We start from the raw sequence: 24,257 nt of genomic DNA, 5'->3' as shown, positions 1-24,257 counted from the left end.
AAAACGCCGCTCATTGAGCGGCGCTTTCATTAACCTATATTAGGCTAAGCCCTGAATAATAACGAACTTCTCTAGCAGTTCTTCTTCAGTCTCAACATGGTCTGGATCGGTGATGATGCACTTAGTGATCGGGCAGACTGATTGACATGTTGGCTTTTCATAGTGACCTTTACATTCAGTACATAGGTCGGGATCGATCTCAAAGATTGAGTCGCCCATAGTGATCGCGCCATTTGGACACTCAGGGTCACACATGTCACAGTTAATGCACTTATCAGTGATCAGTAAAGCCATGTTTATTTACCTGTTGGGTTACGGGTATCCTGACCATCGTTTAAGTTACGCATTAATAGGCCGTATTCTAAATCCATATCTTGTGGAACTGGAATAAATACGAAGTGGCCGTTTCCTTTTGCGTCATCGATAACTTCTGACTTACGGTTTTCCATCGCTTCAAGCGTGAAGATTACGTTACCTTTTGGCGTCATTAGCTCAAGGCTATCACCCACAACGAATTTGTTCTTCACTTCAACTTCCGCTAGGTCACCACGGCGTTTGCCAGTGAATTCACCAACAAATTGCTGAGCGTCAGATACAGAGTAACCATAGTCGTAGTTTTGGTAAGTATCGTGTGTGTGACGACGTAGGAAGCCTTCCGTGTAACCACGGTGCGCTAGGCTCTCTAGTGTACCCATTAGGCTCTCATCAAATGGTTTGCCTGCAACAGCGTCATCAATCGCTTTACGGTAAACCTGAGCAGTACGAGCACAGTAGTAGAAAGATTTAGTACGACCTTCGATCTTCAGTGAGTGAACACCCATCTTAGTCAGACGCTCAACGTGCTGGATAGCGCGTAGGTCTTTCGAGTTCATGATGTAAGTGCCGTGCTCATCTTCGTAAGCGGCCATCTTCTCTTCTGGGCGGTGCGCTTCAGAAAGCAGAACCACTTCATCTGTTGGTTTGCCACGACCGATAGTCGTTTCAGGGCGTTCATCTTGAACTTCTACTGCTTGAGCTTCTGTTGGATCGAACTTCTCTACGATGTCGCCAGTGTCGTTTTCTTTGCCTTCTTCAACTTTGTATTCCCAACGACATGCGTTAGTACATGTACCTTGGTTAGGGTCACGTTTGTTGATGTAACCAGACAGTAGGCAGCGGCCAGAGTAAGCCATACATAGAGCACCGTGAACGAACACTTCCAGTTCAGTCTCAGGACAGTGCTCACGAATCTCTTCGATCTCTTCTAGAGAAAGCTCACGAGAAACAATCACACGCTCAACGCCGTTTGCCGCCCAGAACTTCACTGTTGCCCAGTTTACTGCGTTCGCTTGAACAGACAGGTGGATTGGCATTTCAGGGAAGGCTTCACGAACCATCATGATAAGACCAGGGTCAGACATGATTAGTGCGTCAGGGCCCATCTCTACAACCGGCTTAAGGTCGCGGATGAAAGTTTTTAGCTTAGAGTTGTGCGGTTGGATGTTACATACCACGTAAAGCTTTTTGCCTAGGGCATGCGCTTCATCGATACCAATTTTTAGGTTCTCGTGGTTGAACTCGTTGTTACGTACGCGAAGGCTGTAACGAGGTTGGCCTGCGTATACCGCGTCTGCGCCATAGGCAAATGCGTAACGCATGTTTTTAAGGCTACCTGCAGGTGACAGTAGCTCAGGTACGAATGCTTTCTCAGTCATGTGTAATTCTCTTAATCTGATCTCAAGTCAGGCCGAACCCACCAAATGGGATCGGGGGCGCAAATTTTACGCCAAAATGTGACTTGTGACTAGGAAAAAGTCCATGAGTAAGGTGAGGGAATTGGAAAGCAGGTGCCCGACTGGTCGAGCACCTTAAAGGTAGGTTACGCGTTAGGGTGAGGTAAACCGCCTAAGCACTCGTAAAGGTTTGGTAAGAACGCACTGAACTCACCGCACATTAGAGAAAAGTCGGCATCAAAGCGAGCCGCTTGATCTTCACGAGGAATATCATCGTTTTGATCTTTTAGTTCATCTGAGAATTTTAGGCGCTTAATACTGCCATCTTCCGCCAAAACAAACTCGATGCGCTCTTGCCACCAAACGGCGAGTTTAGTCACCATCTTGTCAGCTTCAATATGGCTGCGAATTTCATCCGCTGTCAGTTCTTGTTTCTTACAACGGATCACGCCGCCTTCTTCGAGCACTGATTTAAGCTCAGCTTCATCAAGCATTTGAATACCAACAGGCGTTTCACCCGTTTTCACCCATTCGGTCAATGTGGTTTCAATTGGCTTTTCAGGAATCGCTGGCACAACGGGTAGGCTACCCATGGTTTTACGCAGCAGTGCTAACACATCTTCTGCTTTCTTAGAGCTACTGGCATCAACCAGAATGAAGCCTTCTTTTGGCAAAATAAGTACGTAAGTATGGCTGCTGCGGCTAAATGCACGTGGCAAAAGATCCATGACGATGTCGTCTTTCAGATTGTCTTTCTCTTTCTTTTTCAGAGGTCGACCTTCTTGCGCTTCCATTGCTTCGATCTTTGCATTCAGTGAGTCTTTAATCACTGATGCAGGGAGCATTTTTTCTTCTTTCTTAGCACAAACTAGAATGCGGTTTTCAGATACGTGAGTCATCATGTCACCATGCTTACCCATCGCTGTAACCCAGCCAAATTTTTGCTTATCTTGGCTACCACATGGCGTAAAACGAAACTCAGCTAATTGTTTTTCTAGTTGGTCAGCGTTGAATTCGATTTCGCGGTTGAAGCGATAAACCAGACAGTTTTTAAACCACATATTCTTTCTCTATACCTTTATCCGATCCGCCAATAATAAAGACTTTTGCTCGTCTTGTCTTACTGCAAACACGCAATAGTGGGATGAAAGTTATATGAAAATTTGTTTTCAAAGGTCACAAAAGTGTCATAATTGCTAGTAATAATGCTTATCGTTGCAAAGGGTTCAAGCCCAATTAAATTCAACTAAAACAAAGGTTATTCAATTATGTCTAGAAGGATTCTGGTTGTTGAAGACGAAGCGCCAATTCGTGAAATGCTATGCTTTGTTCTTGAACAAAAAGGTTACCAAGCAGTAGAAGCTGAAGATTATGACTCTGCGGTAACTAAACTGGCTGAACCCTTCCCAGATCTAGTACTGCTAGATTGGATGCTACCTGGTGGCAGTGGTATCAACTTCATTAAACACATGAAACGTGAAGAGCTGACGCGCAACATTCCAGTTGTGATGCTAACTGCACGCGGCGAAGAGGAAGATAAAGTTCGTGGCTTGGAAGTGGGTGCGGATGATTACATCACTAAGCCATTCTCTCCGAAAGAGTTAGTGGCTCGTCTTAAAGCGGTGATTCGTCGTGTAACACCAACAGCGCTTGAAGATGTGATTGATGTACAAGGTCTTAAGTTAGACCCAGTTTCGCACCGAGTGACAGCAAATGATGAAGCACTCGATATGGGGCCAACTGAATTTAAAATGTTGCACTTCTTTATGACGCACCAAGAACGAGTGTACAGCCGTGAGCAGCTGCTAAACAACGTATGGGGCACTAATGTTTATGTCGAAGACCGCACGGTCGATGTTCATATTCGTCGCCTACGTAAAGCACTTGAAGCCGCTGGACACGATAAGCTGATTCAGACTGTGCGCGGTGCTGGCTATCGTTTCTCTACCAAAGCGTAATTGAGAGACGAATTCTAAACACGGAGTATTAGGTGGTAGAGCGGTTAACTTGGAAAAAGCTAGCCTGGGAGCTGGCTTTTTTTTACGCCCCCTGGGTTGTAGTGGGGTGGATCTTTGGTTACATGCCGTGGTTGCTATTGGCGGCCACGGCTTTACAGCTTGTGTGGCACTTACACAATCAAATGCGCTTATCTGCCTGGTTGTGGGACGAAAAGCGTTTGACGCCACCTTCTGGTACAGGTAACTGGGAGTCACTGTTTAATGGTATCTACCGCTTGCAGCAACGTCAGCGTAAAAAGCGTAAAGAGCTGACGAATTTGATCCGCCGTTTCCGTAACGGTGCAGAATCTTTGCCGGATGCGGTAGTGGTGTTCCGTAGCGAAGGCAATATTGTTTGGTGTAACAAATTGGCTCAACATTTGTTGGGTTTTAAATGGCCTGACGATACAGGGCAACCTATTTCTAACTTGATCCGTACTCCGGACTTTATCAAGTACCTCAACAAGCAAAACTTCTCTGAGCCGTTAGAGATGCGTTCGCCACTCAATGTAGAACGCATGCTTGAATTACGTATTGTGCCTTACACTGAAGGTGAACACCTAATGGTGGTACGTGATGTGACCCAGTTGAAACAGCTAGAAGGTATGCGCCGCAACTTTTTTGCCAACGTTTCCCATGAACTGCGCACACCAATGACGGTGCTGCAAGGCTATCTTGAAATGACCGAAGATCCGGATATGGTCGTTGGTCCTATGTGGCCAAAAGCTCATGGTGTTATGACCGAACAACTTAACCGAATGAATAGCTTGGTTAACCAGTTACTCACTTTATCTAAAATTGAAGCGGCGCCAATGCACGAGCTTGATGAAGTGGTCAACGTGCCTGCTATGTTAGAAGTTCTTGAGAAAGAAGCGGCTAGCCTCAGTGGTGATGAGAACCATCAACTCCATTTTGAGGTTGATACGAGCTTGCGAGTCTTTGCCGACGAAGACCAATTACGCAGCGCAATATCTAATCTAGTGTATAACGCGGTTAAATATACACCTCCTGGAGCAGACGTATACGTACGTTGGTATCAAACCGCTCAAGGAGCATGCCTTGAAGTGGAAGATAAAGGGGATGGCATCGAGCCACAGCATTTGCATCGTTTAACGGAACGCTTCTACCGAGTGGATAAGGCGCGTTCAAGAGACACTGGTGGTAGCGGACTTGGTTTAGCGATAGTTAAGCACGCTTTAACTCACCATGACTCGCACCTAGAAATACAAAGCGAAGTAGGTATCGGCAGTAAGTTTTCCTTTATCTTGCCACCACGCTTGGTGGTGAACTAATGAAGTTAGTACTTACTACATTATTAGCATCTACTTTTCTTAGCTTTGCTGCCCAAGCGGTACAATTAGCTGATTATTCTAAGGTACCAGGCATAACGGGTACTTTAACCAGTGTCGGGTCGGATACATTGGCGGGAATGACCACTCTGTGGGTGGAAGAGTTCAAACAACAGTACCCAAGTGTCAACGGCCAAGTTCAAGCGTCTGGCTCTTCTACTGCACCACCGGCTTTAACTGAGAGAACTGCTCAATTCGGTCCTATGAGTCGACCGATGCGTAATCGTGAAATAGAAGCATTTGAGCGAGTGCACGGCTACAAACCCACTGAGCTTAGAGTTGCAATCGACGCTATTGGGATTTTTGTTCATCGTGATAACCCAATCAAAGGTCTGAACTTCGTACAACTAGACAGTATTTTCTCTTCAACATTACGTTGTGGAGCCAACTATCCAGTTTTAACTTGGGCTGAGTTAGGCATGGATTATCAATGGGCTAAACGTGGTATTCAGCTATTTGGCCGTAACTCGGTTTCGGGCACTTATGGTTATTTTAAAAACAATGCCCTGTGTGGTGGAGATTTTAAAAACAGTGTTAATGAGCAGCCAGGTTCCGCTTCAGTGGTGCAATCTGTTGCCTCTGCGATTAATACCATTGGTTACTCGGGGGTGGGCTATCAAGTTTCGGGAGTGAAACTTTTACCCATTGCAAAAGCAGGCAGTGATTATGTTCAGGCAAGCCAAGAAAACATTTTGTCAGGTGAGTACCCACTATCACGATACCTATATGTTTATGTAAACAAGCACCCTTCTAAACCTCTTTCTCCGATTGAGCGAGAATTCATCCGTTTTATCTTTTCAACTCAGGGACAAGATCTAGTCAAAAAAGATGGCTACATTCCAATTTCCGCTGAGTTAGCGCAACGAGAGCTTGAAAAGGTTGGCATTAAGAGCCTCCACTAACATTTTACAGTCAGTGGTGACTCAAAGCTGACGGGCTACACCAGATTAGAAGTTGAGAGTCCAGCCTGCATTGCGCCAATACTCCTGTTCAGTTAGCAGGTCAGCGTGAAGTAGGCGGTTATGCTCAAGCCATTCCTCCTCTTGAGAAGTGAGGCTCCAGCTGTCATCCTCAACTGTTAACTCAAGCTCCGGTAGAGGGTCGTCATTACGTTGGCCATGAACTAGGATTGCCAAACGTAAGATGCGTATCAAACCAATCACATGCTTTTTCTTAAATAGGGTAAATTCTTCCATTTCATGCAGCTTGAGTGCTTTACGTTGGAAGCGAACTAGCATTGCGAGGACACGTTGCTGCTCTTGATTGAAACCTGGCATATAGGTGTGGCGTAAGATGTAAGCTGAATGGCGATGAAATGCTTGCAAGCTAATACTCAAGCCCACTTCATGTAATAGAGCGCTCCAATCGAGTAGATCAAAGAGTTCAGAGCTGCGCTTGATGCCAAGCTCAGTATGAATTTGACTAAGGAATTCTTGTGCCTGGCCTTTGATGCGAGCAGCATGGTCCAAATCAACCAGATGCTTGCTGGCTAAGTTCTCGGTCGTGCGCATGCGAATGTCTGAGCGTTTAAAACCATCTTCCATCTCAAACAATAAGCCTTCGCGCAGGGCTCCTTGGGAAAAGTGCATTTCACTGATTTTTAGATCTTTGAAGACCGCTGACAATATGGCGACACCGGCGGCAAACACAGGTTTTCGTTCCGGTGTTAAACCATCGAGCTCAATCTCGTCAATGGTGTGCCATTCACACAGTTTTTCGACCAACTTATCAAGTCGTTTACTAGTAATGATGCCATCTTCGTAGCCGATACTAATCAAAACTTCGCGGATCGCTTTAATGGTACCTGAAGAGCCAAAAGCAATATCCCAACCTTTTTTGCGATAGCGAGAGGCGATCGACTCTAAACGCTGTTCAGCAGCTAAAGTTGCTTGTGCGAAGTTTTTTTTCGAAAGTTTACCGTTGGCAAAAAACTGTTTGGTATAACTCACACAACCCATCTGTTTACTGTTGATTAGCTCGGGTTTAAATCCTTTGCCAATAATCATCTCGGTGCTTCCTCCACCGATATCGACGACTAATTTTGAGTCGGATTCTGGTTGAGTGTGAGCAACACCCAGATAGATCAAACGTGCTTCTTCGACGCCAGGAATGATTTCAATGGGGAAGGGCAAGACTTCACGCGCACGCTGCAGGAAAATATGGGCGTTATTGGCTTGGCGCAAAGTGTGAGTGGCCGCAATTCGAACGTTATCGGGTTCGAAGCCCTGTAGCCTTTCAGAGAAGATGGTTAGGCATTCTAACCCGCGCTCGATGGCAGCATTATCTAGGTTCTTTTGAGCATCTAATCCCGATGCAAGACGTACGCGTTGTTTATGGCGGCTAACTAGTTGCAGATCTTGATCAACTACACGTGCAACCACCATATGGAAACTGTTTGAACCAAGGTCGATCGCGGCAACATCACGAATTTCCTGTGCTTGAGTCATAACTCTCCGACTGCTGTTTACGTTTTTGATTTTTCGTTTGTTTCTCTACATGTTTAAGATAGTCGTAAATGGCAATTTGTGAGCGAAGTTTCTTGCGGTTTCCACGAGGAACGTAAGTATTGCTCATTTCCTTGTCTATCCAGCGAGCCTTTACTGTATCGGTAAAGTGAATGTTAATGATATCAATAATGCGCTGTTTAAGACGTTGGTCACGAACTGGGGCGGTGACTTCGATGCGATGATCAATGTTACGTGTCATCCAGTCAGCAGATGAAATGTACACTTGCGGATCGCCATCGTTATGAGTGATCAGTACGCGCGGGTGCTCCAAAAATCGGTCTACAATGCTGATGATTTTTATGTTGTCACTGACGCCCTCAACTCCCGGGACCAGTGAGCACATACCGCGAATAATCATTTTAATCTCTACGCCTAACGCACTCGCTCCATAGAGTTTATTGATTAACCCTTTATCGACGAGGTTATTAACTTTAAGCGTAATAGATGCCTTTTTGCCCACTTTTGCGTTGGCAATTTCATTATCGATTAATCGATACAACTGCTTACGTGAGTTGCGTGGTGAAACAATGAGGTGCTCAAATTTTACGGGACGATAAGGGTTTTCGATGTAACCAAAGACGTTACGTACTTCACTGGTGATCTCAGGATCTGCGGTCAGCAGGGCGAAGTCTGTATAGATACGTGCCGTTTTTTCGTGGAAGTTTCCGGTGCCGATATGAGCGTAACGTACGATCTCGTTATTCTCTCGGCGGCTTATTAGCAGCAGCTTGGAGTGAATTTTAAGACCCGGTGCACCAAAAATTACATGCACACCCGCATCAGTTAGGATGCGAGCCCATTCAATATTCGCTTCTTCATCAAAGCGGGCTTGAAGTTCCACCACAACCGTTACCTGTTTGCCATTATGAACCGCATCAATCAGAGAGTTCATTAGGCGTGAGTTTTTGGCTACACGGTAGATATTGATCTTTACACTGAGTACTTTCGGGTCAAATGAAGCTTGGCGTACCAGTTCCGAGATATGCTCAAAGGTGTGGTACGGGTAGTACAGCAAAATATCTTGGTTGTTAATTGCATCAAACTTGTTGGCATAGCCATCAAAGTCCGCACACTTCATTGGTGGTAGAGGTTTGTTTTCCAAGTAGTCACGGCCGACGTTTGGAAAACCTATAAAGTCCTTAAAGTTGTGGTAACGCCCACCGGGGATCAAGCTATCGTAGTTAGAGATTTGTAGCTTTTCGCATAAGAAACCGAGCATCTCGGTTGGCATATCCCTTTCATACACAAATCGAACCGGCATTGCGGTTAAGCGTTGGCTCAAACCTTCAGACATTTGCTCCAGTAGGCTATGTTCCACCTCGTGGCTAAGATCATATTCCGCATCACGGGTCATTTTTACCGCGTAGCCGTTGAGCTCATCGTAATCGAAAAAACCACTAAACAGTTCATCGAGACAATAGCGGATAATGTTATCGAGCAAGATGATGGTTTTACGACGCTTCCCTTTTTGCTCTGGCACCATGACAAAGCGAGGTAGATGGTCAGTTGGGATTTCTATCAGTGCATAATCACTGCGCTCTTCTTTATGTAAGTCGACGGCAATGTAGGCATATTCGTCCTTAAGAAACTGTAAGACATCAATATCTTCACGTAAAAGTAGCGGCGTAATATGGGGCAATACCTCATTACTGAAATATTTTTTTACCCACTTTTGCTGTGATTCATCAAGCTGCGTCTCATTGACGAGGAAGATTCGTCGCCTTGCCATTTCGCGGATCAGTTCAGCATAAAGTTCATCAAAACGTTCATTAAGGCGCAGTGCTTTGGTCTGCATTTTGGTCAAAAGGTGTTTGGAGTTATCGTTACCACCACGCTCTTGGTTGATCACAATTCGACGTTTTACGTCAGCAAATCTAACTTTGTAGAATTCATCTAAGTTATTGGAAAATATACCCAAAAATCGAATTCTTTCTATGAGGGGAACATTTTTGTCAGCCGCTTCTTGGAGTACTCTCTCGTTAAAAGATAACCAGCTGAGTTCTTTTTCTATGTAGAGTTTTTCTGCGCTCATAACGTTACCTTTTTGACCAGACTGACGAAGGAGAAGGGGAGGAGAATCCCATTAAGCGTAAGCAAATTAAGATCTTTATGTGACACTTTTATGGCAATTTTTTATTGCATTGTTTTCAGCAGTTTAATGCGATCTGTAATATAATTGTCACCTAATTTAAATATTATACGTCTGGGCAAATCTAGTTAAGTGAGACAAATGGCTAAAGCCGAATTTTCATTGCGAGAACGTGATCGAAAGCGACTAATTAAAGATCGCTTAGTTCGGCTTGCTGTATCGACAGGTGGTGTTGGAGTACTGGCGGCACTTGTACTCATTTTCGTTTATTTGGCGATGATGGTTTTACCTTTGTTTGCTGATGCTCAGTTTAACTCGAATGTCACGAGTAAAGACATCAATGCTAATCAAACAGTTGCGCTTGGTATTGATGACTACGGTGAGCATGCTTTCGTCATTTCACAAAATGGCTCAGTTGATTTTTGGAGCTTATCGGCTGAAGCGAAGCAGCCCGAACGTCGTGAGAGCCTGGGCTCCGGTTATTCTCTGTTTACAAAGTCTGTTGCTTCTCAAGGCTGGTACGCGTTTGCCAATCCACAAGGCGAAGTTGAGATTTTCAGACCAGAAATGGATAGTACCTTGGAGGGCCATCAACGCGTCTTTAAACCAAGGGTTCAGACGCTTGATACTTCACTGCGCTTTCAGCAACCATCGTCACTGACACAGTTTAGTTTTGCTGTTGATAGCCAGCCAACCATTGCTGGTTATTTCACCGATAATACTGTCTCTGTCCGTTGGCTCAATGAGTTCGGCCAAATGCAGGGCTATCAGTTTAATGCGACCTTTCCTTCGTTAGACCAAATTCTCCTTACACCAGATGGCTCGACGCTTTACCTACGGACGGGATCTGAGTTAGTCATCGCGAAAAAGGAACAGGAGCAATTTGTTACACGTGAAATTGTCGACTTGAGCCTTGGCCAAGAAAAGCATGCAGTGACAGATATTAAGTTGCTTAGTGGTGCCTATTCTCTGTTGGTTAGCCACGCGGATGGTCTCGTCTCTCAATGGTTTGATGTGCTGGGGGATGGTGAACGACGTTTAACGCATATTCGAGAGTTCAAACTCGCTTCTGAGCTGCAGTTTTTGTTGCCCGACACTTACCGAAAAGGTTTCTATAGTTTTTATATTAATGGCACTGTTCAAAGCCATTACACCACTAGTGAAAAGCTGGTGATGTTTAATCGTGCATATGATAAGGCGCCAGACCTTGCTGCTATGTCAAGGAATGAGAAGTATCTTCTCGCTATTACAGGAACCACGCTGAGCCTTGCGGAAGTGGATAACCCGTTTCCTGAAATCTCGGTTTCCTCGTTATGGCAGAAAGTGTGGTACGAAAGCTATCCAGAGCCTGAATATGTCTGGCAAACCACCTCCGCGAACGATGAGTTCGAAGCAAAGTTTAGCTTAGTTCCGATAGCATTTGGCACATTGAAAGCCGCTGCATTTGCTATGTTGTTTGCCGTGCCGATTGCTGTATTTGGTGCTGTTTATACCGCCTACTTTATGACTCCGAAAATGCGTCGTGTGGTTAAACCCTCAATCGAATTAATGGAAGCATTACCGACAGTAATTATTGGTTTCTTAGCTGGGTTATGGTTTGCACCTATTGTTGAGCGCCATCTAGCTGCTGTTATTGCTTTAATGCTGTTTTTACCACTCTCTACAGTCGTTGTGGGCGCGATCTGGCATAAATTGCCAAGAGCCTGGGTTGGGCGTTTTCCGAATGGTCTACACGCGATGATACTCATGCCAGTCATTGTGCTACTGACAATCGTGATTCTTTCTCAAAGTGGCAATATCGAGCAATGGCTATTTTCTGGAGATGTTCGAGTTTATCTAGCAGAGCAGGGCATTGATTTTGACCAGCGTAACGCGCTGGTGGTCGGTTTTGCTATGGGCTTTGCGGTGATCCCGACCATTTTTACCATAGCGGAAGACGCTATATTTTCAGTACCCAAGCATCTATCTGATGGTTCACTTGCACTTGGTGCAACGCCATGGCAGACCCTGATTCATGTGGTGTTGTTAACGGCAAGCCCAGGTATTTTCTCTGCCGTTATGATGGGGCTTGGGCGCGCAGTTGGTGAGACCATGATTGTTTTAATGGCAACGGGTAATACGCCAATTATGGACTGGAACATTTTAGAAGGTATGCGGACTCTGTCTGCAACGATTGCAGTTGAAATGCCTGAATCAGAGGTTGGAAGTTCCCACTATCGAATCCTGTTTTTAGCCGCATTGATCTTGTTGATTTTTACTTTTGCGGTGAACTCCATTGCAGAATGGGTAAGGCAGAGACTGAGGGAGAAGTATCGTGCTTTGTAACCCAGTAGAATTAGGAAACGTTATTTGTGTTTAAGTGGCTGAAGTCTGGGTCTCCTTGGATATGGTTAACAGGTGGTGCAGTAAGTATCAGCCTGCTTTCTGTATTGGGGCTACTGTTACTGATTGGGTGGAAAGGCTTATCCTATTTTTGGCCAGCACCGCTTTATCAATGGCAGACGCAACAAGGTGAAACGTTAGTTGGCCAGTTGTATGCAGAAGAATACGTTCCAATCAGCCATTTAAAAGAGATGGATATTGAGCTGCCTGCTCAAGTCGAAGAAAAAGGGCTAGTTAAGCGGTTGAGCATTAAGATAGCCAACCGTGATATCAACCCAGCTGACTTTATTTCACTGCTTGAGTTAGATTTATTAGAGCAAACTAAGCCCTCGGGCTGGGCCATTGTTGAACGCACGCGTGGTGGTGATTTTTTTGGCGTACCACAAGGCTATTACCATGGCAACGAAGTCTCGGCAGATCATATTGGCAACATGGCAAATGGATTGGCGTTTGCGAGCACTCTTCGAGATGAAATCGACCGTTTGGTTACTAAGCAGATCCGCGTTCTCAGTGCGCAAGCTGAGCAGTTACGTTTAGAGAAACGTCGCCGTGAGTTAAACAACAACTTAGATCAGAATTTTATCACTCGCTATGACACGCAAACACGTATTATCAGCCAGCAACTGATAGAGATGGAAGCGGAACTTGACCGATTACGAGCTCAATTGATTGAGCAAGGATTGGTCATTGTAGATATGCATGGTGATAGCTACAAGATCCCACTGAGTGACATTTTGGATATCTGGTATCCGAACCAAATGTCACTGCTGGATAAGATAGGTCATTGGGCTACGCAGGCGTGGAAATTCTTATCGGACGATCCAAGAGAATCCAACTCTGAGGGGGGCGTTTTCCCTGCGATGTTTGGTACCGTCTTGATGGTTTTAATCATGTCAGTGATTGTGATGCCACTAGGCGTGATAGCGGCTATCTATCTGCATGAGTACGCCAAAAATAATGCCTTCACGCGGATTATTCGTGTTGCGGTGATCAACTTAGCTGGTGTGCCGTCTATTGTTTATGGTGTTTTTGGGTTAGGCTTTTTCGTCTATACCTTAGGTGGCTCAATTGATTCACTATTTTATGCTGAGCGCTTACCTGCTCCAACCTTTGGAACGCCTGGCTTGCTTTGGTCAGCGTTGACGTTGGCGGTATTGACCTTACCAGTTGTTATTGTGGCGACGGAAGAGGGGTTGACTCGTATACCGAGTTCAGTTCGTCATGGCTCTCTAGCGCTGGGGGCTACACAATTTGAAACCATGTGGCGCATCGTACTGCCAATGGCAAGCCCCGCAATTATCACAGGGTTAATTCTTGCAGTAGCACGGGCGGCGGGTGAGGTGGCTCCTCTAATGCTGGTGGGGGTAGTCAAGTTAGCGTCTACGCTGCCAGTCGATAGCCAATTTCCTTTCCTCCACTTAGAAAGGAAGTTCATGCATTTAGGCTTTCACATCTATGATGTAGGCTTTCAAACAACCAATATCGAAACCGCTAGACCTCTGGTTTATGCCACTTCGTTTTTATTAGTGACTGTGATTATTGGCCTGAATTTAACGGCGATCAGTATTCGTAACAATTTGCGCGAAAAATATCGAACACTAGGACAAGATTAGAGAATGTTTTCAGTCGATCAAACTTTAGGCTACCAGCCACCATTAGATGTGAACAATTTGAGCGATGACCAGACTGCGATTGCGATCGAAGGTTTGAACTTGTTCTATCAGAGCGCTCAAGCATTGTCAGACATCTCGATGCGTATTCCTAAAGGACAAGTGACAGCGTTTATTGGCCCATCAGGCTGCGGTAAATCTACCTTGCTACGCTGTATCAACCGAATGAATGATTTGGTTGAAGGCTGTCAGGTGTCTGGCAAAGTAAAACTGCACAATAAAAACGTCTATGATGCGGATGTCGATGTGGCGACACTACGTCGCCGAGTAGGGATGGTGTTTCAACGTCCCAACCCATTTCCTAAATCAATTTACGAAAACGTGGTTTATGGTTTGCGGTTACAGGGTGTGAAGAACAGTCGGGTACTCGATGATGCTGTAGAGCGATCTTTACGTGCAGCGGCATTGTGGGATGAAGTGAAAGACCGACTGCACGAAAATGCGTTTGGTTTATCTGGGGGGCAACAGCAGCGTTTGGTCATAGCTCGAGCCATTGCCATTGAGCCAGAGGTGCTGTTATTAGACGAGCCGACATCGGCACTAGATCCGATTTCCACCTTAACGATTGAAGAGCTAATTAACGATCTTAAAACCAAGTATACTGTGGTTATAGTGACGCATAACATGCAACAGGCTGCGCGTGTGAGTGATCATACTGCGTTTATTCATATGGGTAAGTTGATTGAGTACTCAGATACGGATTCTATTTTTACTTCGCCATTGAAAAAGCAGACCGAAGACTACATTACAGGTCGATACGGTTAATGCACTTATAGGATATAGGGATAATAAATGAACTTTGGTCGTCATATTTCAGGTCAGTTTAACGTCGAGTTAGAATCGATTCGTACCCATGTATTAACTATGGGTGGATTGGTTGAGCAACAGCTCTCCTTCGCGATGCAAGCTTTGCATAAAGAAGACATTGAACTGGCAAGAAAAGTCGTACGTGATGACCACAAAGTGAATGCGATGGAAGTCTCTATAGACGAAGCTTGTACCCGTATTATTGCTAAGCGTCAGCCGACGGCTAAAGATTTGCGTCTGATTATGGCAATTATTAAAACCATTACCGATCTTGAACGCATTGGTGATGTTGCGACGAAAATTGCGTATGTGGCGATTGAAAGCCCTTCCTCAAAAGAGCGCCAGTTTCATGTTTCACTTGAGCCATTATGTCGCCAGGCGATTGCGATGCTGCATCAAGTTTTGGATGCATTTGCACGAATGGATGTTGATGCGGCGGCAGAAGTGTACAAGCTTGATGATAAAATTGATGCCGAATATGAAGCCGTCATTCGCCAGTTGATGACCTATATGATGGAAGACCCAAAGAACATTCCTAATATCCTTCAAGTTATGTGGTCTGCACGTGCGATAGAGCGTGTTGGGGATCGTTGTCAAAATATTTGCGAGTACATCATCTACTTTGTAAAGGGCAAAGATGTTCGCCACTTGGGCGAACAAAGTATTGATGATGCGCTCCGCTAACCTGCTAGGTTACAGGTTTAGGATAATACCTAGGTTGACTGTTGGTGACATGTCATAAGGGATGTGAGTGTTGCCCCAACGGAACATGTTAAAATCGACACCGGCACGCAAGCCTAATTGTTCCGTTGCTTGAAATACATAAGCCCCACCAAAACTAATGCCATCTGCTTTGTACCTTACTGGTGAAGACCAATCTTTCGTGCCGTCATACTGTGCGAAGCCCATCTCAGCTTGAAAACCATGCATCTTACTTGCACCCAACATCTTTTGCCCACCAATGCGGTATGAATCGATACGTTCGTCATAGACTGAGCTCTCGTATCCTGTCACGTTGTAGCTAAAATATACGGCATCTAAGTCCAACACATCAGTAGCACCAAGCTGAATACCGACACCTTGGTAAGCGCCTATTTTTAGTTCTGGAGAAATATGGAACGTAGAAGCACTTGCCATAAAGCTAGTAAGAGAAAGTGCGATAAGTGAAAGTTTTTTCATGTGCATACCTATAGAAGACTTATGAGTTGCCTTCCGTGGCATGAGCTAATGATGCGAGGATAACGGAGGAGAATAGTTTTAGATAATTCATACTGCTAATATCGATGATAACCTCTGGTTATCAGGCAAGAGTGAGGAGCGCAGTTATCATCACCTATTCATTAAGGTGCTCTTGAAGTACTTCTTTCACCAAAGCTACCGTCCATTTCACCATAGGGCTTTGGCGATGTTTGGCATGGAAGTAGGCAAGGATAGGATATTGAACAGTTTTTCCGTTTACTAAAGCATTCAGCGCTTTTAATTGTGGATAGCGCTCAACAGGGAACAGGTTGGAATGGGGCATATACATATCTGTATGCTGAATAATATCGACCGCAGCTAAGGCAAACTCGCTCCTAAAGCCGACGTTAGCTTCATATCCTGCGCGATGCATAATCTTTTGCGCAAGAGAGAAGTTATCGTTCCATCCTGGAGAAATGATGGAGGCTATATCATAGCCGACCATATCTTCCGCAGATACGGTATCTTTGGTGATTGGATGATCTTTGCGTACGATGATTTGCCCAGTCAGTTCAATGAGTTTGGTTCTGGAGATATTGTTTACAGCATCAATGTCATACCCAATGCCAACTAAGGTTTGCCCTTTCTGAATTTCTTCTAAGGTGGATTCATTCCAGCCAATCAGCTCAAGCGTTGAATTGGGCGCTTGTTGTTTAATACGTTGATAAAGTGCACCCGAGAGGCAGGTTAGCACCATAGGAGAGACCGCAATTCGGATCGGGTAATCTATCTCTAGTGGATCAAAATGATTTGAATGATTTAAGGCGCTGGCCAAACCGTCTAGGTGAGGCGTAATGGCAACGGCAAGCTCCTCAGCAAAAGGGGTTGGCTCTAGACCTTTTGGCACTTTCATAAACAGTTCATCATCAAAATGATTACGCAGTTTTTGTAGAGCTTGACTGATAGCTGGTTGCGAGACAAACAGGCGTTGGGAAGCTTTCCTCATATTGAGTTCTTGCGATAACACTAGGAAGGTACGCAATAAATTGAGGTCTAAGCTGTAAAACAGATCCTTTGCCATGATTGCTCCTTAATACTTCTCTGGAACGAAAGTTTGCTCTTCAATAGGAGCTCGAATATAACCCTCTTTGTTTAATTCTGGTAGCTCTATGGTCGGGTAGTCCACGTCATGATAATCGAGTTGACTTAATAAATGACTGATACAGTTTAAACGGGCGCGTTTTTTGTCATCAGAAGGCACCACCCACCAAGGGCAGTGTTTGGTGTCGGTGTAAGCAAACATCTTATCTTTAGCTTCTGAGTATTCTGCCCAGCGGTTACGAGATTCGAGATCCATAGGGCTAAACTTCCAACGTTTAATTGGTGTGTTAATGCGCTCTAGAAAGCGTTTTTCCTGCTCTTCATCGGATACTGAGAACCAGTATTTAATGAGTATGAGCCCTGAGCGTTGCAGCATACGCTCGAATTCAGGGCAAGAGCGAAGGAATTCATCATATTGATCAGGGGTACAAAACTCCATTACCTTTTCAACGCCAGCTCGGTTGTACCAGCTGCGATCAAATAAGACGATCTCACCAGCGGCAGGTAGGTGAGCCACATAACGTTGAAAATACCACTGAGTCTTTTCTTTTTCCGTCGGAGCAGGAAGCGCAGCAATTCGGCAAATGCGTGGGTTGAGCTTTTCAGTAATGCGTTTGATAACGCCACCTTTACCTGCGGCATCGCGTCCTTCAAAGATAACCACGACTTTCAAGCCTTCTTGCTTTACCCACTGCTGGAGTTTTACTAACTCAATTTGCAGTTGGGCTAGCTCTTTTTCATAGAACTTCTTATCCAGTTTGTTTTTGCCCATGACGCTCTCCCTAGCTGCTGTGTCTTCATCTATTTCAACATGTTAGCACTTGCTAGAGAAGAGGTTAGAGTTTAACGATGAGAACTGAGAGCCTTTACCACCTTTTGGATTTTCTCACTGCTTGTCACTGGAATAATGAAATCATCGAACTCGCTATTCCCCATTTTTGCGTGGCAATCAGCTACTATCATATGGCTAACGCGGGTCGATTTACCCGAAAGGTGGACTTCTCGAACCCCTGTTTTAGTCACTATCTGAGAAACGTTCGCGTCGGTTAATCCTGCCCCAGCCATGATGGAGAATCGGCCATCAGCGCGCTTAACCATATCAGTAAGCACGTCTATGCCTTGCTCGACATTGGCTGCTAACCCAGAAGTCAGAATGCGTTCGCAGCCTAATTGGGCTATTTGTTCAATGGCTTGAGGGTAGTTGCTCGATTGATCGATGGCACGGTGAAACGTTGCTCCTAAGCCATATAGGTTGGCGCGGTTCATGATTTGCTGGGCCAAAGGCATATTAATCGTACCGTCTGCGTTCAATACACCAAACACGATCCCTTGTAGGCCAGCTTCCGCTGCTGCTTCTATGTCGAGAAGCATGGCTTCAATATCATCTTGGTCATAAAGAAAATCACCTTGGCGAGGGCGGATCATCGCGTACACAGGAATCGTCGCGATTTGCGCTGCTTTTTTCATAAAGCCAAAGCTTGGCGTCAGCCCACCTAATGCTAGTGAAGAGCAGAGCTCTATTCGAGTTGCGCCTCCTTGAATGGCTTGATGGAGGGATTCTAAGTTGTCGATACAGACTTCGATATGATGGTTCATCGTGATTCTCTATAGCTGGAAACTTCCTCAATCATAGCTCGGTGAGGTCAGTGGTATTAGGGTAAAGCTAAGAAATTTACTTTCCCTAAAAGCAAAAAGCCCCAGCGCAGTGCTGAGGCTTGAATGCATTTTGGCGGTTGATTAAGCTGCGTCTTCTTGCGGCTCGTCAGCTGTATCTTCAACAGCTTCAACTTTCTTTGCTTTCTTAGGTGCTGGCTTACGCTTAGCGCCCAACGCATACAGCACTTCTTCTTTGTTTTGAGCTAGGAACATCGCCAAGTCTTCTTGCTTGCCTTCGTCTTCTAGCAGGTCACTTTTACCGAGCAGCTCAAACAGCTCATCTGCCATATCGAGCATTTTGTCATATGCGTCAGCTTCCGCTTTAGAGGTAAAAGTCATTTTCTCTTCTCCATTGCGTTCTACCACGTACTTGACGATTACAGCCATGGTTGGTCCTCTAGTCAAAATTTATCAAAATCATTACTGGCTGTTTATACAGTTTTTGACCAATTAAGTCTAGATGGGGCGATGATTCTGAGATCTAAGTGGCTACTCTTTGTCCCTACACCGTCTAACTTGTTGAATCTTTCCGCCACTGATAACAGAACTCAATTAAGGCTTTCAGTAAAGGGCTTTGGTACTTCTCTTTATGTACGAGTAACCAATAGCGACGCTTCATATCGAGGGGCAGCTTAAGCTCTATCACACGACCATCTTGAATGGCTGGCTCGGCGGACAATTTTGACAAGCAGCCCAACCCCAATCCTGCGGAAACACTGTTGATTAATGCTTCTGTAGTGTTGAGCTGAAAGGATTCGTGCCACTGCTCAAGCCTTGGCGCTATCACGCGTAGGAAGAACTCTCGTGAGCCAGAACCGGGCTCTCTGAGTATCCATTCGCTGTTTTCTAAATCACCTACGCTAAAGTGGGCTTGCGTTGCTAGTGGTGAACCTGGTGAGCAGATAACGCACATTTCGTCTTCACTGAACTGTTGTGAGATTAACTGTGGGTGCAGCGTTTTCCCCTCGATTAACGCTAGGTCAAGCTCATAGTCGATGAGCTTTTCGCAGATTAATGCTGAGTTAGAGATAAACAAGCTTTGCGATTTATGTTGTGTCTCTTGGCGAAAATCACTGAGCAAGTAAGGCGCCACTTGGTTACCTATCGTATCACTTGCACCTATCTTGAGTTCTCCGGATAAGGTTTGGTCGTTATCGAAGAGTTGTTCGATATCTTGCGCTCGCTCAATAAGCTCATCAGCTAATGGCAGTAACTTCTGTCCCTCTTGATTGAGAATAAGTCGGTTGTTTACCCGGTCAAATAGAGAGTGTCCGATCTGTTTTTCAAGCTCCGATAGCGCCATGCTGACTGCCGCTTTTGAGAGAAATAGCGCCTCAGACGCAGAGGTTAGGGTCTCATGTTGAGTTATGGTGATAAACACTTTGAGTTGTTTAAGCGAAATATTGGTAGCCATAATTTTCGTTAAGTTTGATTGAACGAGTGTTTTAAATAATTAGATGTTTTCGAACGTTTGGCAAGCGTAAAATGAGTTCCAAAGTAAAGAGGTTGTGAGGCAACAATGATTAAAGCAGCAAAAGCAAAAGTAATGGGTGCGCCAACCCCAATGGCTGGCTTAGCGCTAGGGATTGCCAGTCTAGGTTGGTGTTGGGAAAACGCCGCGCCATTTAATGGCTACGCACAGTGGAGTGGCGCGGCGATTGCTAGCGTTCTTCTGTTAGTGTTAGCGATTAAGTTCCTATTTCACAATCACTTGTTGAGAGAAGACTTAGCTCATCCAGTTGTGGGCAGTGTAGTGCCAACCTTTGCGATGGGAACAATGGTGGTATCCAACTCATTGGGGCACTTTTATCCAATGCTTGGTGACGGACTATGGCTAGTAGCGGTAGGGTTACACATTATCTTTTTGGTCAGTTTTCTTTATCATCGAGCCAAGGATTTCGAATTACATCACATGGTACCAAGTTGGTTCGTACCACCTGTCGGTATTATTGTGGCGGACGTTTCATTTTCGGGTAACCCAGCGCTAAGTGGTATCGCAAGCGGTGCACTATTGTTTGGCATGTTAGCGTATGCAGTAATGCTACCTATGATGATTTATCGTTTTATGTTTACCCACGAAGTGCCAGATGCAGCTAAGCCAACAATGGCGATTCTTGCTGCACCTGCAAGCCTATCTTTAGCGGGGTATTTAACTGTGAGTAGCGAGCCTTCGCCAGTCATTATTGGCTTGTTATTTGGTATTGCAGTATTAATGACGGCGATTATCTATTTAGCTTTCTTTAAACTGTTAAGACTGCCATTTAGCCCTGGTTATGCAGCGTTCACTTTCCCAATGGTGATTGGCTCTACTGCGCTATTTAAATTTGCGGCGTGGATGGAAAGCGTTGGTGTGGCGACAGAATACGTTAGCCAAGTACATTGGTTAGCGGGCTTTGAGCTAGTTATAGCCACCCTTGTGGTCAGCTATGTTGCTCTTCGCTACCTTGCGTTCTATCGCCCAATTAGCCAGGTGTTGGGGGTGACATCGCGCTAACGTAGCCCTTGCTCTCTAAGTTTTTTGTAGAGTGTATTACGGCTTATATTCAAATCTTTCGCGGTCGCAGATACATTGCGGCCGTTTTGTTCATATACATCTAGCCATTCATCATCGCGCTTTATATCAGCTGGCGGGGTTCTTAGCAGTGCAACGTTATCCCGCTGCATTTTTGCGTGTTCATACAAGTTTGTCTCAGTCTGACAATCCTCAATATCTTGCAAGAAGTCGTCAGGCAGGTGCTCGATTGTAATGGTTTCGCTATCGGCCATTGCTATAGCAATTTGAATTACGCTGACCATCTGGCGGATATTGCCAGGCCAAGGATGCGATTTAAATAGAGATAGAACCTCTAAACTGATACGTGGCACCCCATCGTCCAATGCGTATTTAGAAAGCAAAAACTCAACCAACGCTTCTTTGTCTGTCCTTTCTCTTAAGGCTGGCAATGAGAGGTTGAGGCCTGTCACTCGATAGTAGAGATCTTGTCGAAAGGTCCCTTTTTCAACGTCTTGCTTTAAGTTTCGATTGGTCGCTGAAACCAGCTTAAAATCCACAGGATAGGAGGTAGTGGAGCCAAGAGGCGTTACTTTGCGCTCTTGTAACACACGCAGCAATCGTGCCTGTACGTTCATTGGCATATCACCGAGCTCATCTAGAAACAGTGTCCCTTTGTCGGCTTTGCGAATGAGGCCAATATAGCCCTTCTGATTGGCTCCAGTAAACGCGCCTTTCTCGTAGCCAAATAATTCGGATTCTACGAGTTCTGCTGGAATGGCTGCGCAGTTGACGGCGATCATAGGGGCGTGCTTTCTCTCGCTTGAGAGGTGCAGTGCATTGACGAATACTTCTTTACCAACTCCCGTCTCGCCGTGAATTAAAATAGGAATATCCGTATTCAGAAGGCGGCTCGATTGGTTTATCGCTTTCGCCAATCGAGCGTCGCCCATATTGAGGCGCTCTAACGTTAAAGGCGCTTTTGGATCATCATGCTCCTTTCGTTTCGGCGCGCTGAGTCGGTAATCGAGTTGGCGGCCTTGCGGTATTTTGGGCGGAGTGAGCATGGCAAAAAAATTAAATTGAGAATGACTCATTAGTGTCATGGGGGCATAGGGAGGATGAGAAAGCAATTGTTCTAACTTTAGATCAAAAATTTGATCTAAGCGTTGCAGTGCTAAATCTTGGCCAAGCACAACCTCGGCACGACGATTGGCGGAAACGATCATGCCTAGCTCATTGAATACGATCAGTGACGACCATTGACTATCGATGCTTTCAGCAGAGGTGCTAAACCAGAGAAGGTAATGATCTTGTTGGAAGTGAGAAGCAATAAGTTGATTTTCAATGGCTTGTGACATCAGCTTGACCATACCTAAGGTATGGGCGGTGGGCATGTAGGCATCACTGGATATTGATAATACACCTGCCATTTTCCTGTCAGCATCAAACAATGGCGCCGCCGACCCAGTCATAAACCGGTTGGAGGTAAGAAAATGTTCATCATGAAAGACTTGGACAATTGAGCCCGTCTCTAATGCCGTACCAATTGCATTGGTTCCAATCAGGTTCTCCTGCCAGTGAACTCCATTTTGGAATACCTCAGGTTGGTGTTTGGAGAAAAAACGTTGTTCTCCCCAGCTATTTAACACCTGACCACTAGGGCTTGCTAAGGTGATTAAGCAGTTGCTATTGGATAATAGACTGTCATAGAAGGGCAGCACTTTTTGTTGCGTCGTAGCTAAGATCCCTGAGTGTTCGTCAAGGGAATGATGAAACGCTTGCCCAGTTTCTATTTCAATTATGGGATTACTGTTGTGCAGTAGCCCAGCATCCCGGCAACGTTGCCAAGACTTCTCGATCATTGATAGGTGTTTCTTGTCCATAGCATTGGCCAATAGCAGCAAAATTAATATTTAAGTAATTATTCTAATTGTTCGTATGTGAACGTTAATGTTCATAAACGCTCAACTAACATATCACTCAAATGAACACTTTGAACATCTTCTGAACACATTTTGTTAACAAATGTTAGCGCGATCTCATCTATGAAACAGCGGCTAAATGCAGTTAAAAACTCGCATCTTGGCTAGTTTGTGCGGTTTTAAAGGCTTGGGGAGGTGTTTGGTAAATTATTTGTTCACATTTTTGTAACTTGGCACGACTCTCGCTCTAGTGAGCACTATCGAAAAAAATAACAATTCGAATAGTAAGGAGTTTTTAGTGTCATTAACACTTGAGCAGGTAAGTAAGGTTGTTGACGGAGAGATGCATATCTCCGACGTTAACCTCACCTTTGAACCGGGATCGTTCAACGTCTTATTGGGGCGGACCTTAGCGGGCAAAACCTCGTTGATGCGTTTAATTGCGGGATTAGATAAGCCAACGTCAGGAAAGATATTAGTGAATGGGGTTGACGTAACCGGTGTGTCGGTGCGTGAACGTAACATCTCGATGGTGTATCAACAGTTCATTAACTACCCCAATTTGACGGTGTTTGAGAATGTCGCGTCTCCGCTTCGCTTGGCAGGCATGGCGGATAACGAAATCAATGAGCGTGTTCATGCAACCGCTGAAATGCTGCGTATCACTGAGCACCTAAAAAAGCACCCTCTAGAGCTGTCAGGTGGACAGCAGCAGCGTACAGCCATGGCGCGAGCTTTGGTGAAAGATGCGGAAATTATCTTGTTTGATGAGCCATTGGTTAACCTTGATTACAAACTGCGAGAAGAGCTGCGCCAAGAAATGCGTGAGCTATTCGAAAGTCGCCATACGATTGCCATCTACGCGACCACCGAGCCCAATGAAGCGCTTGCTTTAGGCGGAACGACAACCATATTGCACGAGGGGCGTGTGATTCAATCCGGGCCAACAGCTGCGGTGTATCACAACCCTGATAATGTTGAATCGGCAACGTTATTCAGTGAGCCACCAATCAATCTCATTTCTGGTGAGATCAATAGTAATGAAGTGACGTTTGATAAAAGCACGCACTTTCCACTCAATCAATCATTAAGCAAACTCAATAAAGGTGAGTATCAGTTCGGTATTCGCCCTAGTCACCTTAGCTTACTGCCGAAAAATGACGATGATGTAGAGCTAACGGTACAAGTAGAAGTCGCGGAGATCAGTGGCTCTGAAACCTTCCTTCATGTGCGCAATGCTCACTTAGATATGGTGCTACATCTTCCGGGCGTTCATAGCTATGACGTTGATGAGACGATCAAAATCTATATTCCAATCCACAAATTTTATGTTTTCGGTATGGATCATAGCCTCGTCCATGCCCCAATTCGTGATGTAAGGGGATAGTTGCC

Annotated in this window: 21 protein-coding genes; 9 read left to right on the top strand and 12 right to left on the bottom strand. The window is 45.1% G+C overall.

Features of this window, described 5'->3' with window-relative positions:
* Positions 1-39: 39 nt before the first annotated feature.
* The 3 genes from AC4MRV_RS11715 to rdgC form a co-directional block, all read right to left on the bottom strand.
* Positions 40-294 carry a YfhL family 4Fe-4S dicluster ferredoxin gene (locus AC4MRV_RS11715; protein ID WP_004413072.1) on the bottom strand — a complete coding sequence of 85 codons (255 nt, stop codon included), beginning with the start codon at positions 292-294 and terminating at the stop codon, positions 40-42.
* Positions 295-296: 2 nt separating this feature from the next.
* Positions 297-1,694 carry a prephenate-dependent tRNA uridine(34) hydroxylase TrhP gene (gene trhP, locus AC4MRV_RS11710; protein WP_491187515.1) on the bottom strand — a complete coding sequence of 466 codons (1,398 nt, stop codon included), beginning with the start codon at positions 1,692-1,694 and terminating at the stop codon, positions 297-299.
* A gap of 164 nt (positions 1,695-1,858) precedes the next feature.
* Positions 1,859-2,773 (bottom strand): recombination-associated protein RdgC, encoded by a 915-nt coding sequence (gene rdgC / locus AC4MRV_RS11705; RefSeq protein WP_491187514.1) that lies wholly within the window; start codon positions 2,771-2,773, stop codon positions 1,859-1,861.
* 207 nt (positions 2,774-2,980) lie between these two features.
* Between rdgC and phoB the strand changes: the two genes are divergently transcribed.
* Genes phoB through AC4MRV_RS11690 form a run of 3 tightly spaced genes read left to right on the top strand, consistent with a single transcriptional unit; the run spans position 2,981 to position 5,960 of the window.
* Entirely contained in the window at positions 2,981-3,670 is a 690-nt protein-coding gene (gene phoB, locus AC4MRV_RS11700; protein WP_004747931.1) for a phosphate regulon transcriptional regulator PhoB, read from the top strand.
* A gap of 32 nt (positions 3,671-3,702) precedes the next feature.
* Positions 3,703-5,001 carry a phosphate regulon sensor histidine kinase PhoR gene (gene phoR / locus AC4MRV_RS11695; protein ID WP_491187513.1) on the top strand — a complete coding sequence of 433 codons (1,299 nt, stop codon included), beginning with the start codon at positions 3,703-3,705 and terminating at the stop codon, positions 4,999-5,001.
* Positions 5,001-5,960 carry a PstS family phosphate ABC transporter substrate-binding protein gene (locus AC4MRV_RS11690; protein ID WP_491187512.1) on the top strand — a complete coding sequence of 320 codons (960 nt, stop codon included), beginning with the start codon at positions 5,001-5,003 and terminating at the stop codon, positions 5,958-5,960. The genes phoR and AC4MRV_RS11690 overlap by 1 nt, the downstream gene beginning before the upstream one ends.
* Before the next feature lie 45 nt (positions 5,961-6,005).
* On the opposite strand, the gene ppx is transcribed toward AC4MRV_RS11690, so the two are convergent.
* Both ppx and ppk1 read right to left on the bottom strand, forming a co-directional pair.
* Positions 6,006-7,505, bottom strand: a complete 1,500-nt coding sequence (gene ppx / locus AC4MRV_RS11685) for an exopolyphosphatase (RefSeq protein WP_491187511.1) — start codon at positions 7,503-7,505, stop codon at positions 6,006-6,008.
* Positions 7,480-9,597: a polyphosphate kinase 1 gene (ppk1, locus tag AC4MRV_RS11680; RefSeq protein ID WP_491187510.1), complete on the bottom strand. Its 2,118-nt coding sequence runs from the start codon at positions 9,595-9,597 to the stop codon at positions 7,480-7,482. Before ppk1 ends, ppx begins: the two co-directional genes overlap by 26 nt.
* 198 nt (positions 9,598-9,795) lie before the next feature.
* On the opposite strand from ppk1, the gene AC4MRV_RS11675 reads away from it, so the two are divergent.
* From AC4MRV_RS11675 to phoU, 4 genes are read left to right on the top strand one after another with little or no spacing between them, the layout of a single operon-like run.
* Positions 9,796-11,979, top strand: a complete 2,184-nt coding sequence (locus AC4MRV_RS11675; protein ID WP_491187509.1) for an ABC transporter permease subunit — start codon at positions 9,796-9,798, stop codon at positions 11,977-11,979.
* A gap of 26 nt (positions 11,980-12,005) precedes the next feature.
* Entirely contained in the window at positions 12,006-13,649 is a 1,644-nt protein-coding gene (pstA, locus tag AC4MRV_RS11670) for a phosphate ABC transporter permease PstA (protein ID WP_491187508.1), read from the top strand.
* 3 nt (positions 13,650-13,652) lie between these two features.
* On the top strand, positions 13,653-14,471 hold the full coding sequence (gene pstB / locus AC4MRV_RS11665) for a phosphate ABC transporter ATP-binding protein PstB (protein WP_491187507.1): 819 nt from the start codon (positions 13,653-13,655) through the stop codon (positions 14,469-14,471).
* Between the two features lie 27 nt (positions 14,472-14,498).
* Positions 14,499-15,197, top strand: a complete 699-nt coding sequence (phoU, locus tag AC4MRV_RS11660; RefSeq protein WP_390218072.1) for a phosphate signaling complex protein PhoU — start codon at positions 14,499-14,501, stop codon at positions 15,195-15,197.
* 9 nt (positions 15,198-15,206) lie between these two features.
* Here phoU and AC4MRV_RS11655 read toward each other — a convergent pair whose 3' ends face one another.
* The 6 genes from AC4MRV_RS11655 to AC4MRV_RS11630 all read right to left on the bottom strand — a co-directional run bounded on the left by AC4MRV_RS11655 (position 15,207) and on the right by AC4MRV_RS11630 (position 19,863).
* The gene (locus tag AC4MRV_RS11655) at positions 15,207-15,692 is read right to left on the bottom strand and encodes a hypothetical protein (RefSeq protein WP_491187506.1); all 486 of its coding nucleotides are present in this window, start codon (positions 15,690-15,692) and stop codon (positions 15,207-15,209) included.
* Positions 15,693-15,846: 154 nt separating this feature from the next.
* Positions 15,847-16,773: a LysR family transcriptional regulator gene (locus tag AC4MRV_RS11650; protein WP_491187505.1), complete on the bottom strand. Its 927-nt coding sequence runs from the start codon at positions 16,771-16,773 to the stop codon at positions 15,847-15,849.
* A 9-nt stretch (positions 16,774-16,782) separates the two neighbouring features.
* Entirely contained in the window at positions 16,783-17,565 is a 783-nt protein-coding gene (gene ppk2, locus AC4MRV_RS11645; RefSeq protein ID WP_491187504.1) for a polyphosphate kinase 2, read from the bottom strand.
* Between the two features lie 71 nt (positions 17,566-17,636).
* Complete coding sequence (locus AC4MRV_RS11640; protein WP_491187503.1) at positions 17,637-18,389, bottom strand: copper homeostasis protein CutC; 753 nt, start codon at positions 18,387-18,389, stop codon at positions 17,637-17,639.
* A gap of 141 nt (positions 18,390-18,530) precedes the next feature.
* On the bottom strand, positions 18,531-18,836 hold the full coding sequence (locus tag AC4MRV_RS11635; protein WP_038139926.1) for a YebG family protein: 306 nt from the start codon (positions 18,834-18,836) through the stop codon (positions 18,531-18,533).
* A 124-nt stretch (positions 18,837-18,960) separates the two neighbouring features.
* The gene (locus AC4MRV_RS11630; protein WP_491187502.1) at positions 18,961-19,863 is read right to left on the bottom strand and encodes a LysR substrate-binding domain-containing protein; all 903 of its coding nucleotides are present in this window, start codon (positions 19,861-19,863) and stop codon (positions 18,961-18,963) included.
* Positions 19,864-19,968: 105 nt separating this feature from the next.
* On the opposite strand from AC4MRV_RS11630, the gene AC4MRV_RS11625 reads away from it, so the two are divergent.
* Positions 19,969-20,943 (top strand): TDT family transporter, encoded by a 975-nt coding sequence (locus AC4MRV_RS11625; protein WP_491187501.1) that lies wholly within the window; start codon positions 19,969-19,971, stop codon positions 20,941-20,943.
* Here AC4MRV_RS11625 and AC4MRV_RS11620 read toward each other — a convergent pair.
* On the bottom strand, positions 20,940-22,826 hold the full coding sequence (locus AC4MRV_RS11620; RefSeq protein ID WP_491187500.1) for a sigma-54-dependent Fis family transcriptional regulator: 1,887 nt from the start codon (positions 22,824-22,826) through the stop codon (positions 20,940-20,942). The genes AC4MRV_RS11625 and AC4MRV_RS11620 overlap by 4 nt on opposite strands.
* A 337-nt stretch (positions 22,827-23,163) precedes the next feature.
* Between AC4MRV_RS11620 and AC4MRV_RS11615 the strand changes: the two genes are divergently transcribed.
* Entirely contained in the window at positions 23,164-24,252 is a 1,089-nt protein-coding gene (locus tag AC4MRV_RS11615) for an ABC transporter ATP-binding protein (RefSeq protein ID WP_491187499.1), read from the top strand.
* Positions 24,253-24,257 lie beyond the last annotated feature (5 nt).

This window comes from Vibrio sp. (assembly GCF_984391705.1).
Note: the sequence above shows the minus strand (reverse complement) of the source record. Positions and strands in the feature narration are given on the sequence as shown.